Origin of the sequence: Olivibacter sp. SDN3, from assembly GCF_014334135.1 — a bacterium.
Classification (GTDB): Bacteria; Bacteroidota; Bacteroidia; order Sphingobacteriales; family Sphingobacteriaceae; genus Olivibacter.
Map to the genome: position 1 here is coordinate 5,308,856 of NZ_CP060497.1, position 15,551 is coordinate 5,324,406.

At 40.3% G+C, this 15,551-nt stretch carries 5 protein-coding genes; 3 read left to right on the forward strand and 2 right to left on the reverse strand.

Features of this window, described 5'->3' with window-relative positions:
• Window positions 1–38 precede the first annotated feature (38 nt).
• Together trxA and dnaE are read right to left on the reverse strand one after the other, a co-directional pair.
• Entirely contained in the window at window positions 39–359 is a 321-nt protein-coding gene (gene trxA, locus H8S90_RS22395) for a thioredoxin (protein WP_134090599.1), read from the reverse strand.
• Window positions 360–475: 116 nt separating this feature from the next.
• Window positions 476–4,957 carry a DNA polymerase III subunit alpha gene (gene dnaE, locus H8S90_RS22400; protein WP_187340013.1) on the reverse strand — a complete coding sequence of 1,494 codons (4,482 nt, stop codon included), beginning with the start codon at window positions 4,955–4,957 and terminating at the stop codon, window positions 476–478.
• A 285-nt stretch (window positions 4,958–5,242) separates the two neighbouring features.
• On the opposite strand from dnaE, the gene H8S90_RS22405 reads away from it, so the two are divergent.
• The 3 genes from H8S90_RS22405 (at window position 5,243) to H8S90_RS22415 (ending at window position 15,545) form a co-directional block, all read left to right on the forward strand.
• Window positions 5,243–9,307: a two-component regulator propeller domain-containing protein gene (locus H8S90_RS22405; protein ID WP_187340014.1), complete on the forward strand. Its 4,065-nt coding sequence runs from the start codon at window positions 5,243–5,245 to the stop codon at window positions 9,305–9,307.
• 232 nt (window positions 9,308–9,539) lie between these two features.
• Window positions 9,540–12,395, forward strand: a complete 2,856-nt coding sequence (locus H8S90_RS22410; protein WP_187340015.1) for a TIM-barrel domain-containing protein — start codon at window positions 9,540–9,542, stop codon at window positions 12,393–12,395.
• A 60-nt stretch (window positions 12,396–12,455) separates the two neighbouring features.
• On the forward strand, window positions 12,456–15,545 hold the full coding sequence (locus H8S90_RS22415) for a TonB-dependent receptor (protein ID WP_187340016.1): 3,090 nt from the start codon (window positions 12,456–12,458) through the stop codon (window positions 15,543–15,545).
• The last annotated feature ends 6 nt before the right edge of the window (window positions 15,546–15,551 follow it).

Here is a 15,551-nt window from a genome sequence, read left to right on the forward strand (position 1 = left end):
ATAATAACCCGTAAGATCTAAATCGATACAGCACTTAATTAAACGAGCTGTGCTTCCAATTTACTTGCTAATACAGATTTGGGAACAGCGCCGATTTGCTTATCTACGATCTCGCCATTTTTAAAGAATAACAAAGCAGGTATATTACGAATACCGTACTTCGTTGAAATATCGGAATTGTGGTCTACATTTACTTTACCTACTACCGCTTTACCATCATATTCTTTGGCAAGCTCTTCTACGACTGGACCTACCATACGACATGGTCCGCACCATTCTGCCCAAAAATCTACCAATACAGGTTTGTCTGATTTCAATACAACCTCATCAAAGTTGCTATCTGTGATTTCTAATGCCATTATTTTGAATTTATTTTTATTTACTAATTTGTTAATTTCTCTATATACATTAATAAATGAATACAAATATAGCTTTTCAAATGTTTTGCCAAACCATCGCGGGTGACAATCTGACATTAATTTAACTTATAGCCCCGTTCTCCCGTAAGCGTTTTCAGCTCTTCCAGAAATTCATTACTTAAATGCACCTTGAGACCTTTGGCCGGCATTTCTAAACTCACCTTATCTTCAAAATCAAGTAATATAAATTTTAGTTGACAATTCCTCACTTCTTCCTCTTGATTTTTGGTAATGATATGTTGCAAATTTTCTACGAAATTTTGATTCAAATCATGTAATGGTACCTGAATACTGATAGACTTAGCCATTTTATCCCGTAACTCTGAAAGGAGCTGAATAGCGGTTATTTTAAACTCCCAATTATCTTGTTGTCGAAAACGCTCGCTAACCGTACCACGGATCTGCAAAAAGTAGTTTTCATTCATGAACCCTCTGAATTTTACATAATCTTCACCAAACAGCGCCATTTCATAGGAGTCCGAGTAGTCTTCAAAGGTCATCCTACCATAGGGCTTGCCGGTTTTCGTCATCCCGTGATAAACCGCTGTGACCATCCCTCCCAACACCATTTCTTTATTTTTTATCTTCGCAAACTCTGTTTTTATATCTTCTACGCCATTATCGTTTACCTCAATACCGGGATCTTCATTCTCATTATCTTTTATTTTCCCTGCCCCTCCCCTCATTTTATCAATTAAATGCAGTTGGCTCACTTTGTGCTGACAGAAATACGCCAGCTCAAGCCTATAGTCGTCCATCGGATGGCCGGTAATATACATGCTCACCACATTTTTCTCATGTCGTAGTTTTTCCATTAAGCCCCACTCTTGGCATGGAGGAAGTGTTGGTTCTGGAATATCGGCATCACTTGTACCTCCAAATAGTGACATCGCTGCATTACTCTTATTGTATTGATAATCGTTCGTATATTTTATTAGGCGTTCTATACCATTATGCCCCATCCCTTCAGGCACATTAAAAAATTGGGATCTCGTCATACCAAAGCAATCAAAAGCACCGCTATATACTAAACTTTCGTACACCTTTTTATTAATGGTCCGCGGATTGCTCCGCCTTGCAAAATCTCCTATCGACTGATATTTTCCTTCCTCTCTATTACTAACAATGGTATCTACTGCGCCCGCTCCTACTCCTTTAACCGCTCCGATACCAAACCGTATAGCTCCCTGTTCGTTCACCGTAAATTTATAAAACGATTCATTCACATCTGGTCCCAACACTGTCAATCCCATCCGTTTACACTCTTCCATAAAGAATGAGATTTGCTTAATATCATTCATGTTATTGGATAATACAGCTGCCATATATTCAGCAGGGTAATGTGCCTTCAGATACGCCGTCTGATAAGCTACCCAAGCGTAACAGGTAGAATGCGATTTATTAAAGGCATAACTGGCAAAAGCTTCCCAATCTTTCCATATTTTTTCAAGCACTTTAGCGTCATGTCCGTTTTCTGCTGCCTGTTGCACAAATTTAGGTTTCATTTTGTCGAGTACGTCTCGCTGTTTCTTACCCATCGCTTTACGCAAAACATCGGCCTCACCTTTCGTGAAACCCGCTAGTTTTTGCGATAAAAGCATCACCTGCTCTTGATAAACGGTAATACCATAGGTTTCCTGCAAATACTCCTCGCAAGCCTCTAAATCATATGTAATAGGCTCTTCTCCATTTTTGCGACGGACGAAGCTAGGAATATATTCCAAAGGCCCTGGGCGATATAGAGCGTTCATCGCTATCAGGTCACCAAATACCGTTGGCTTAAGCTCCTTCATGTATTTTTGCATACCGGGCGACTCGTATTGGAAAATCCCAACCGTTTCTCCACGTTGAAAAAGTTCATAGGTCTTTATATCGTCTATCGGAAAATTATCGGGATCCAGTTCCACTCCTTTTGTATGTTTCACCAAACTAACGGTATCCTTTATCAAAGTAAGTGTCTTGAGTCCAAGAAAATCCATTTTTAGCAGACCTGCACTTTCCACCACGGAATTATCAAATTGCGTGACATACAACTCCGAGTCCTTTGCGGTAGATACCGGAACAAAATTGGTAATATCATCTGGTGTGATAATCACGCCACAAGCATGTATACCCGTGTTCCGAACGGAACCCTCCAGAGCTTTGGCCTGTCTAATGGTTTCTGCACCAACATCATTGCCGTTAGACAGATTAATAAGTTCCCGAACACCTTCCAACTCTTCTGTTCGTAAAGCACTTTTCAATGCTTGCGCATCCATGTTGAAAAGTTTATTAAGTTTGAGGTTAGGCACCAATTTAGCAATCTTGTCTGCCTCAAAGAGAGGTAAATCAAGTACTCTAGCGGTATCGCGTATAGATGACTTGGCGGCCATCGTACCATAAGTAATAATTTGAGCTACTTGATTCGCTCCATATTTATTGATCACGTAATCCATAACCCGTCCTCTGCCTTCGTCATCAAAATCAATATCGATATCGGGCATCGACACGCGGTCTGGATTCAGGAAACGCTCAAAAAGTAAATCATAGGCAATCGGATCAATATTGGTTATCCCTAAACAATAGGCAACAGCAGATCCAGCTGCTGACCCCCTACCGGGTCCCACGGAGACCCCAATATCCCGTGCCGCAGCTATAAAATCCTGCACGATCAAAAAATATCCCGGGTAACCCGTCTTTTCTATCGTCTGCAATTCAAAATCTAAGCGTTCCCGTATTTCCGGAGTAATTTTTTCATAACGCTTTTCTGCCCCCACATAGGTAAGATGACGTAAATACTTATTTTCACCGCGCTTACCACCGTCGTCGTTGTCTCCTTCTACCTGAAATTCTTCTGGTATATCAAATTTTGGCAGCAATACGTTCCGGTATAGCGAATATACTTCTACTTTATCGATGATTTCCTGAATGTTGGAAATAGCCTCAGGAATATCGGTAAAAAGTTTCTTCATGTCTTCTCCCGGTTTAAAAAAATACTCTTCATTGGGTAGACCATACCTAAAGCCTCTTCCTCTTCCTTTTGGCGTTGCCAGCTTTTCAGCATCCCTCACACACAACAAAATATCATGTGCATGAGCATCTTCCTTATTGATATAATAGGTATTATTTGTAGCCACCAGTTTCACCTGATGCTTTTTAGCCAACTCAATCAGGCTTGCATTTACTCTGTTCTCGTCCTCTTGGTTATGTCTCATCATCTCTATATAAAAGTCTTTACCAAAAGTATGTTTCCACCAGAGCAAGGCCTCCTCCGCCTGATTTTCACCTAAATTCAAAATTTTGTTAGGTATTTCTCCATAGAGATTTCCCGAAAGCACAATAATATTGTCTTTATATTGCTCAATTACACCTCTGTCAATCCTGGGTACATAGTAAAATCCATTCGTATAAGCGATGGAAGACATTTTAGCTAAATTATGGTACCCTTCTTTATTCTTAGCCAACATGACAATCTGGTATCCATTGTCTTTTCGTGTTTTATCTTTGTGATCTTCACAGACAAAAAACTCACAGCCAACTATAGGTTTAATAATAACTTCTGTAGGTTGTTCGCCTTTTTCGATAGCTTCTTTGTTCTTTGCCTCCGCTGCCTTATTATGATTAAGTACATTACTAACAAAATGAAAGGCTCCCATCATATTGGCGTGATCAGTAATAGCTACTGCAGGCATTTTATATTTAGCTGCAGCTTTAACCAAATCTGCCACAGAGATCGTAGACTGTAAGATGGAAAACTGTGTATGATTGTGTAAATGAACAAAATCAATTTCCTTAAGCTCTTCCTTATTTGCTTCAAGTTCTTTTTTAGATAAACCGTCTTCCTGTTCTGCCTGACGTTTTCTGATTTCATCCGAGGCCGCTTTTAAATTAACATGCCGCAAACCAACGGCTTCAATCGGTTCTGCATTATTGGCTCTAAATAACTCAAAATAGTCCTCTTGTACCTGTAATTCAGTGGCGGTGAAAACCTTCCTTTTGATGAGTTCCAGAAAACAACGTGCAGTTGCTTCCACATCGGCAGTTGCATTATGTGCTTCTGCAAAGGGTACACCGAATAAATATTCATGGAGTTCTGTTAGGTTTGGCAATTTAAATTTACCTCCCCTACCTCCTGGAAGCTGTAATAGATTTGCCGTAACTTCTGTACAGGTATCGAGTACCGGCTTTTCGGTTAGGGTATTAGCTACACTCATCCGATGGAGCTCACATCCCATAATATTGATATCAAAACCAATATTTTGGCCAACAACAAATGTCGATTTGCCGAGCGCTATATTAAATTTCTCCAATACGTCCATCAGTGGCATTCCCTGCTCCAACGCGAGTTCTGTAGAAATACCGTGAATTCGTTCAGCATCGTAAGGTATATTAAAACCATCCGGTTTAACGAGATAATCTTGATGTTCTACCAGATTACCCATTTCGTCATGCAGTTGCCACGCAATCTGTATACATCGAGGCCAATTATCAGTATCCGTAATCGGTGCGTCCCAACGTTTTGGTAAACCAGTTGTTTCAGTATCAAATATTAAGTACATAGCTAGTAATATATGGATTGAGCATTAAGAATATACAAAGCTACTGAAATTTGCCCTTTCCATAACAGTATTTCCACATAAAAAGTAGCAGAAATCAGGTGATAACTTTCGTTTGAAAATGCTTTCCTGTAATGCAAAAAAATGCTTAGGGCTAATTTGGAAATAAAATTCATTTTACATAAGTTTGATTGATTATTTCTATAAATCTAAACTATTGGGTATCAAACCAATTTGGTTTATATAACCTTATAATCGCATTCATTAAAAAGTGTAAAAAAGATCGAAGTGTTAAGAAGATTGTGCTATACCCTAACTGCTTTGCTTTACACAGCAATGACAACGTTAGCACAAGAGGTGTCAACGATCCATTTTCAACAATTAAGTGAGCAACATGGCCTATCCAATAACCATGTAAATGCCATAATAAAAGACGATAGTGGTTTTCTTTGGTTCGGAACTTCTGCTGGACTAAACAGATATGACGGTCAACAAATGAAAGTATTCCGTCATTCTAACAATAACCCTTCATCTATTAACGATAATAATATACAACGATTATTTATTGGTCCTCAAGGGAAGCTCTGGGTTAAAACGATAAAAGGTCTTAACGTTTATGATCAGGAAAAGGAAGTTTTTGAAAATAACAGTGACAGTATACTGGCTAGTTACGGAATTCCTTCAGGAATTATCAAGGATATACTGAAAGACGATCAAGGTTATTATTGGTTTCTACATGAAGAGGAAGGTTTGTTTCGTTACCATCCTAGAGATCGGAAATGCCGCCACTATCAAACCAATAAAAGCCAGCAGATTACTGGAATAGCAAATACAAAAGACCATACATTATACCTTATATATGCACAGGGCTTGATAGAAGAAGTGGCAAATAACACCTTAGTGAAAAAGACGCACTTTCAAGCGATATCGGCAGACCAGCAAGCCGACTACAAGTTATTCGTTGACCGGGACGGAGGCCTCTGGATTCACGCAGAAAATATTCCTCTGGGAGCCTATTACATACGTTCTAAAAATCATGAAACGGTGCACCTCCATCATACGAGTCAAAATGGCATGCTCAATAGTAATATGGTAAGCCATATCACGGAAGATGAAGATGGTTTAATATGGCTTGCTACTGATCATGGAGGAATTAATCTTATTGATAAAAAGACGCTTAAGACATATTACCTAACACACGATGAAAGCAATCCTAACAGCATCGCACAGAATAGCACGATCTCCATGCATAAGGACAGGGAGCATATCATCTGGATAGGGACATATAAACAGGGTATCAGCTACTATCATCAGCAAATGCACATGTTTCCGATGGTAAATCATCGGAAAAACTTGCCTTTCGATGATGTTAATAAATTTGTTGAAGACAAAAATGGAAATTTATGGATAGGTACCAATGGTGGAGGAATAATTTATTACGATAGGAAGCGCGAACAGTTCAGACAATATCTACATCAGTCCAACAGCCAGTTGGGCCTCAGCAGCAATATTGTAGTGAGTCTATTAAGCGATAACCAGCAGCGCTTATGGATAGGAACCTATCATGGTGGTTTAAATATATTTGACGGTAAGCAGTTCAAACATTATACCGGCGATTCTGAGGGGAATGGTTTAAACGACAATAGCATTTGGGAAATCTATCAGGATAGCAACGGTAAAATCTGGTTGGGTACTTTAGTTGGCGGACTGTATTACTATGAACCTGAACAGGATAATTTCATACCTGTAAAAAATGACGATATTTCCGCTTATGTCTCCGCTATCTGTGAAGATCACGACGGGAATTTGTGGGTAGGCGGCGCAGAAGGTATCGTCGTAATGAATCAAGCACTTCAAACAATAAACAAATATACAGCCAATTCGCCCTACAGGCAACCGATCAGTAATAACTATATCTCCGATATTTACCAAGATAGCCAGCACCGCATATGGATTGCCACCCAAGATGGTTTAAACCTGTTTCGACCTGGAGCGCACCCATCTTTTGTTGTTTACAAACAATCAGCTGGTTTACCCGATAATGTTATTTTGAACGTACTGGAAGATAATATGGGCCAGTTATGGATAAGCACGCTTAAAGGACTTTCATGCATTACCGGCGTTGATGACACTAATGAAAAACTACATACAAAAAACTACACTAAGCTGGATGGACTACAGGGATTATCATTTAACGAAAATGCAGCATTAAAAACCAGCAAAGGCGAATTATTATTTGGTGGTCCCGCAGGCTTCAATATTATAAGTCCAGACAAAATTCCCCCGATCAGTCAACAACTGAAACCAATCATCACAGAATTTGCGCTATTTAATCATGCTCTAAAAATAGATGAAGTACACCGGGGCAAGGTCATCCTAAACCAATCTCCAGCCTTAACAAAAAAGATACAGCTAAAATACGATCAAAATGTATTTAGCATCACTTTTTCTGCGCTTAACTTCTTAACTGATGAGCATACGAAGTTTTACTACAAATTGGAAGGTTTCCATGAAAACTGGCTCCCGGATGAAGACAACCACAAGGTAACATTTACCAACCTGGATCCAGGTGTATATCAGTTTATCGTGAAAGCCGCTCTCGATAATGGGAAATGGAGCGAACCTTATGAGCTATTGCAGATAAAAATAGCTCCCCCTTTTTGGAAGACTCCTCTAGCGTACACCATTTATTTGACTGCGGCGATATGTTTCCTATTACTGATAAGACATATCGAAAAACAACGTCAGAAAAGTCGCTTTTTGCTCCAACAGGAACGTGAAGAAACGAAAAGGGCCGTAGAGTTGGAACAAACAAAAACTAAATTCTTCACCAATATCAGTCATGAATTTCGTACACCATTGAGCCTGATTCTCGCCCCTGTTGACCGTCTACTGGAGAGTAATCCTCAGTCCGAACAACTCAACCACCTCAACACGATAAAAAGAAATGCCAAAAGATTGCTTAATCTTGTTAATCAATTACTAGACCTTAAAAAGGTAGACAATAATAAATTGAAATTGAACCTTCACTTGGGAGACCTGATAACACAGGTAAAAGACCATGTCACTTCTTTTGCTGATCTCGCTCAAAAAAAGCATATAAATCTTGTCTTTGAGTCAAATAAAAACAGCTTCTACACTTATTTTGATCAGGAAAAGTTAGAACGGATTATTTTCAATTTGATGAGCAATGCGCTTAAATTTACTTCTGACGACGGTCAGATCACTATCCATGTTTCTGTTCCTTCCAAGGCAGAAGCGGACACCTTCACGCTGACCGTAGCAGATACCGGTATAGGCATACCTAAGGACCAGCAGAAAAAAATTTTTGAACGATATTTTCAACATGTTTCGGATGATGCGCTTTTCAACCAGGGGAACGGCATAGGCTTATCCATTACTTACGAATACGTTCAACTATTGAATGGCGAAATACACTTAACCAGCGAAGAAGGGAAAGGTAGTTGCTTTACTATTACCCTACCTGTTTTGTCTGGCGGAAAACAGTCAATCTCCAAACCCGCCCTTTTTGAATATGAGGAAAACGTGAACGAACTGGAAAGTGAGGGAACCAACCGTTCTGTAAATAGTAATAAAAAACTCCCCAGTATTTTACTTGTTGATGATGACGAGGATTTTATTCACTATCTAAAAGAAAATTTGAAATCCGATTTTAGTATTATTTGCTGTTATGACGCCACCTCCGCTTGGCAAAAGGTATTGTTCCATCATCCCGATCTCATACTATCTGACGTTCACATGCCTGGAGAATCGGGTATCAGTCTCTGCAAAAAAATAAAACAGGACAACCGGACACGGCACACCCCCGTTATTTTATTGACAGCGTATACCGATGCTTATATGCAGCTAAAAGCTGTTGATATGGGTGCTTCTGACTATATTACAAAACCTTTTCACTTCCAGCTGTTACGCTCTAAAATTAAAAACCAACTTAAGCAGAAGGACCTTTTTGAAAAAACCTATAAAAAGCAACTAGAAATACTTCCAAGTACGATTGCTGTTGAATCCGAAGATGAAAAGTTTTTACGCAGGGCTACAAAAATAATAGAAGAGAACATTTCCAATACTGCCTTTTCTGTTGAACATTTGTCGGAAGCTCTAAATATAAGTAGAGTTGGTTTATACAAGCGACTATTAGCCCTTAACGGACACACGCCATCGGAATTTATCCGGAACATGCGTTTGCGTAAAGCAGCACAGTTGCTGGCAAAATCTAACCTAAGCATTGCAGAGATCGCCTACCATGTAGGTTTCAACAACCCAAAACAATTCAGTAAATATTTTAAAGCAATGTACCACGTTCTCCCTTCGGTATATAAACAACATCAATAAAGTTATAGAGGAATACTTTATCAAAAAAGTCTTTCGTTGAAAAATCGGCCTTTTATATGCCAATATTCATAATTAGTTAACAAAAAGACCCCTAAAAATAAACGTCCCTATCCCCTCATACAATATAATCAGCATTAGCTTTGTCAAGTATTATCTACTCATATCAACAGGATAATAAAGACCAATGTACCGTAAAACACTAGGCTAATTATTTTTATAAACCAAAAATCGAATGCGAAAGCTAGCAGCGCTATTAACCATATTTTGCTATAGTACTTTTTTCATAGCAAATGCCCAACAGGGTACCTATCAAAAAAAAGAATCCGGGGTAAGTATTACTTATAAAAACACCCCCTATAGTATCGATCAGCAGTTAGATATCACCTTTATTAGCGATAGTATAGTACACGTAAAATCATCGCCCGTTGAACGTACCGTATCTCCTTCTGATGAATTAATACTAACAGATACGATCTTCGGAAATTCGCCGGTTATTTCTGTCAAGGAAGAGCATGACCAGTTGCTTCTTCATACTGTAGGTTTAGAAGTTGCGGTATCACTCTTGAATGGACAATTGGTCTTTTTAAACCATGAGGGAGATACCCTTCTCCAGGAAGCACCACGTGATGCCGGCACTTTCAAGTTAGATGCAGCAGGTGGAGATCTATTTTATCGCGTAAAACAAGACTTCCAAGTAGATCCTCAGGAAGGACTATACGGATTAGGGCAGCACCAGAATGGTATAATGAATTACCAGAAACGTCAGGTAAACCTATTACAATACAACACCGAAGTTGCTGTTCCAATGTTAGTTTCGACTAAAAATTACGGTATATTATGGAATAATTATGCTATTACGAAGGCCGGTGATACCCGTCCACTACTACCCCTGTCGGCCTTAAAATTATATGCTAAAACAGGCGAGGAAGGCTGGTTAACCGCCACCTATTTAAATAAAGAACATCCGGACGAAGTTTTTACTTCTCGTCCGGAATCCGATATTGCATATTATTATCTTAGTGATCTCCAGAAGTTTCCGGAAAATATAGATTTATCAAAAAGCTTAATACTTTATGAAGGAGCCATAAGCTCGCCGTTATCCGGTTTACATCGTTTACATTTTAAATATGCAGGTTATGTTAAGGTGTGGATTGACGATAAACTGGTACAAAATAGATGGCGGGAATCTTGGAATGCCGGAACGTTTGAAGTAGATCTCTCCTTCGAGGCCAACAGTAAACACACGATTAAAATCGAATGGAAACCAGAGGGAACCCAATCTTATCTAGGTGTACAATGCCAGCGTCCTTTAGCGTCAGCAGAACAACAACTATTCTCTTTTGACTCAGAAGCCGGCGCTGGAGTTGATTATTATTTTTTTAGTGGTCAAAACATCGATCAGGTAATTGGTGGTTACCGAAAACTTACCGGCAAGGCGCCTATTATGCCGCTATGGTCTTTTGGTTTCTGGCAAAGTCGTGAACGCTATAAGACCCAACAAGAGATTTTAGCAATAGCAAAGGAATTCAGAGAACGGAATATCCCGATTGACAACCTTGTTTTGGACTGGTCATACTGGAAAGAGAAAGATTGGGGTAGTCAGGATTATGACAGCACGCGCTTTCCCGATGCCTCGGGGATGATTGATCAATTGCATCAGAACAACTATCACTTTATGATTTCCGTATGGCCAAAATTCAATGAGGAATCCAGCACATTTGACGCCTTCATGAATAAGGGCTGGCTATACAGGCGAAACCTTGCTGATGGCCGAAAAGATTGGATTGGCGAAGGCTATCGTTCTACTTTTTATGATCCTTTCCACGAGGGTGCGAGAAAAGGCTTTTGGGACTTATTAAATCGTAAACTTTACGCAAAAGGGGTAGACGCCTTCTGGATGGACGCCAGCGAACCCGACATACACTCTAACATTAATATCGAAGAGCGAAAAGCTGTTTTTCAGCCTAGTATTGGCTCATCAACAAGATATTATAATGCCTTCCCTCTGCAAAATGCCAAAGGCATTTATGAAGGTCAACGTGAGACAGACCCAAACAAAAGAGTTTTTATCCTTACCCGCTCAGCTTTCGCTGGACAACAACGCTTTGCTGCCGCCACTTGGAGTGGCGATATCGCTTCCACATGGGAAGATATGAAAGATCAGATTGCAGCAGGGATAAATTTCTCCATGTCTGGTTTGCCCTATTGGACTATGGACGCCGGCGGTTTCCTAGTTGAAAAAAAATACCATGAGCCCAATGATGTCGATCTGGAGGAATGGCGGGAGTTAAATGCTCGATGGTATCAATTTGGCACTTTTCTTCCCATATTCAGAGCGCATGGACAATACCCCTATCGTGAACCTTTTAATATAGCTCCATCGGTGCACCCAGCGTATAAGAGCATGATTGCTTCAATCCAACTAAGGTATCGCCTGCTACCCTACATATACAGTTTAGCGGGAAAAATCTATCATGAAGATTACACAATGATGCGCGGGTTAGCGATGGACTTTAGTACGGATAAAAAGGTATATAATATTAATGATCAATTCCTATTGGGCCCTTCCCTACTAGTTAATCCTGTCACAAAAAAAGGGTTCACCGAACGATCGGTATACTTACCAAACGATATTTCATGGTATGATTTATATACTGGAGCACAATACCCAGGCGGTCAAACCATCCAAGCTGCCGCGCCTTATGAAAGAATTCCGGTTTTTGTAAAAGCTGGATCGATCTTGCCGATCGGACCAATACTACAGCATACAGAAGAAAAAACCTCCATCCCACTCACCTTATACGTATATGATGGTGCTGATGGAATATTTGCACTATATGAAGACGATGGCAAAAGTTATGGTTACGAAAAGGGAATCTTTAACACCATAACCTTCCATTACAACCAACAAGACAAGGAGCTAAGTATTTCGAAAAGAAAAGGACAATACGCTGACGCTCCAAGTAGGCGTACATTTAACATTGTATTTGTAGACGCCAATCAACGTCATGGAATCGAAGCTATGCAGACAAAAAATGCCCACCGGGTAAACTACACAGGTAAACCATTAAAAATCAAACTTCAATAAATAATTACGGAGATTGTTCGGACCAAACAAGCCCGTTTAAAGGACCTAAAAAAAATGATTATGCTAATATTATTAAAACAAGCCAAAAAAATTGGCCTCATTCTACTTTTACTACTATCGATAACTGCACGTGCACAGCAGCCGATCAAAGGAAAAGTTATTTCTTCGGAAGATCAGCTACCTATTCCAGGCGCAAGCGTTAAGATAAAAGGCACGAATACAGGCTCTTCGACCAATGAAGAAGGTAATTTTACTATAAATGCCAACGTTGGTGATATTCTTCTGATCACCTACGTCGGCATGGATGTAAGAGAAGTTTCCGTTACTTCTACTGAACCATTACTTATTGAACTTAATCCGGGCATTGGCGATCTGGACGAGGTTGTGGTAGTAGGTTATGGTGTACAACAGAAAAAACTGGTAACTGGCGCTTCGGTACAGGTGAAGGGTGAGGATATATTAAAACAGAATACGACAAATGCGTTACAAGCCCTTCAGGGCCAAACTCCCGGTGTGCAAATAACTTCAACTTCGGGTCAGCCAGGTGAAAGTATGCGTGTAATTATCCGAGGAGTGGGTACCGTAAACAATGCTAGTCCACTTTATGTGGTTGATGGCGTATTAACCAATGATATCACTTATTTGAACCCTAATGATATTGCATCCATTGACGTACTAAAAGACGCTGCGTCTGCGGCAATATACGGTTCGCAGGCCGCCAATGGTGTGATACTGGTAACCACCAAACAAGGTAAAAAAGGGCAATCTGCCCAAATTTCTTTTGATGGATTTACCGGTATTCAACAAGTAGCAGACAAAATCGGTATGCTGGATGCAACAAGTTTTGGCATTATCATGAACGAAGCCGCTGTCAATTCCGGCAAGCAACCCTATTTTTCAAATCAAGAAATAGCCCAGCTGGGTGAAGGCACCAATTGGATGAACCAGTTATTTGTGGATAATGCCATCCATCAAAACTATTCATTAAGCGCACAAGGAGGCGGTGAACATTCCACATACTCGACCTCGTTATCATATACCGGTCAAGAAGGTATTGTTGGAGGTAAAGATCTTTCGAATTACGAACGCATTAATTACCGCATCAATTCAGAACACAACCTTTACAATGACATTATCCGTTTTGGTGAACACCTTACATTCACCTACCTAAAAAGCAATGGTATCGGCGTGGGCAATCAATACAACAATTCGCTCAGAGGCGCTTTTAATACCAGTTCCTTTGTTCCGATGTACGATGAGAATGGCAATTTTTTCGACAATAGCAACTCCTCTTGGAATAATGGTGAGGCCAACCCTTACGCACAGATGTTTTACGACAATCAAAATACTCGAAACAGTCAGCGCTTATTTGGCGACATCTATATGGTTATAGAGCCGTTTAAAGGGCTACGATTTAGAACAAGTCTAGGATTGGATTACAATGTTAATGAGAGCAGATCTTTTGAACCAATTTATAAGTTATCTGCCTATGCGTTCAATGATTTTTCGAGGATTAACCAAAATATGGGAAAGGGAAAAACCTTGTTATGGGATAATCTATTGAGCTACAATTTCGATGTAAGAGACGATCACCAATTTGAAGCAATGGTCGGCACTTCGGCTTTTCAATACGAAGGTTCGAGTATGTGGGGAACCAACATAAATGCTGTATTTAACGACTTAGAGCATGCCTGGTTATCGAACGCTACCAATCGTAATGACGCTACCCAGATAACTATAGGCGGTTCACCTGACGATCCAGATAAACGGATGTCATACTTTGGTCGACTAAACTACAACTACAAAGGCACCTACTTATTAAATGCAACCTTTAGAGCAGATGGATCTTCTAAGTTTGCCCGTTCCAATAGGTGGGGTTATTTCCCATCTATATCAGCAGGATGGGTCATTACCAATGAGAACTTTATGGCGGGTGCCAATACTTGGCTTGATTTTTTCAAACTAAGGGCAAGCTGGGGACAAGTGGGTAATCAGAACATTGCCGCCTTTCAATTTATGGCGCCAGTATCCTTTTTAAATACCAATTACATTTTTGGCAATACAGAAGGCGTGTTGACCCCCGGTGCCTTTCCGAGCAGACTAAGCAATACAGCATTGCGGTGGGAAACGTCTGAACAGGCAAATATCGGTTTCGATGCCAGGCTGTTGAATAACCGCATGGATATAAATTTCGATTGGTATACAAAAATCACCAAAGATTGGCTGGTAGAAGCGCCTATATTAGCTACTGCAGGTGCTGATGCACCCTTCATTAACGGTGGAGATGTACGAAACAGCGGTATTGAGCTAGCTATTGCATATCACGATCATATTGGTGAATTTAATTACTCCATCGGCGTGAATGGTACATACAACCGGAACAAGGTAGGACAAATTCCAACAGCCGATGGTATTATACATGGCAATCCCAATGTCTTATATGACAACTCCTTGGAATTCTACCGGGCAGAGAACGGATTTCCGATAGGCTATTTTTGGGGTTTACGAACTGACGGCATCTTCCAGAGTGAAGAAGAAGTAAACAATTACCGAAATGGCGGCGGCACATTGATACAACCCAGTGCGCAGCCCGGGGACGTACGGTACGTTGATTTAAATGGAGATGGTATCATCAACGATGCCGATAAGACGATAATAGGCAATCCCAATCCCGATTACACTTTCGGCTTCAACATTTCAGGGAATTACAAAGGGTTTGATTTTGCCGTACAGGCTTCGGGAGTCGCGGGTAACCAACTGGTACAATCTTATCGTAACCACGCAAACCCCTACGCTAATTATACCACTTCCATATTAGACCGTTGGCATGGCCCTGGCTCTTCCAACACACTGCCTCGTTTAACAGAAGATGCCCGCAACTGGACCAATTTTTCAGATTTATACATTCACAATGGTGATTTCCTCCGGATCAACACCATTACCTTAGGTTATGATTTTGGAAGCATTCTCAACAGGAATTACCTACGAAAAGTTCGTCTGTACGCGTCAATATTAAATGCCTTTACTTTCACCAGGTATAATGGAATGGACCCAGAGATAGGTTATGCAGAAGGTTTTGCTTCGGGTGTAGACCTCGGCTACTACCCTCGTCCACGAACGCTTATGATCGGAACTAACATCACTTTCTAACGATGA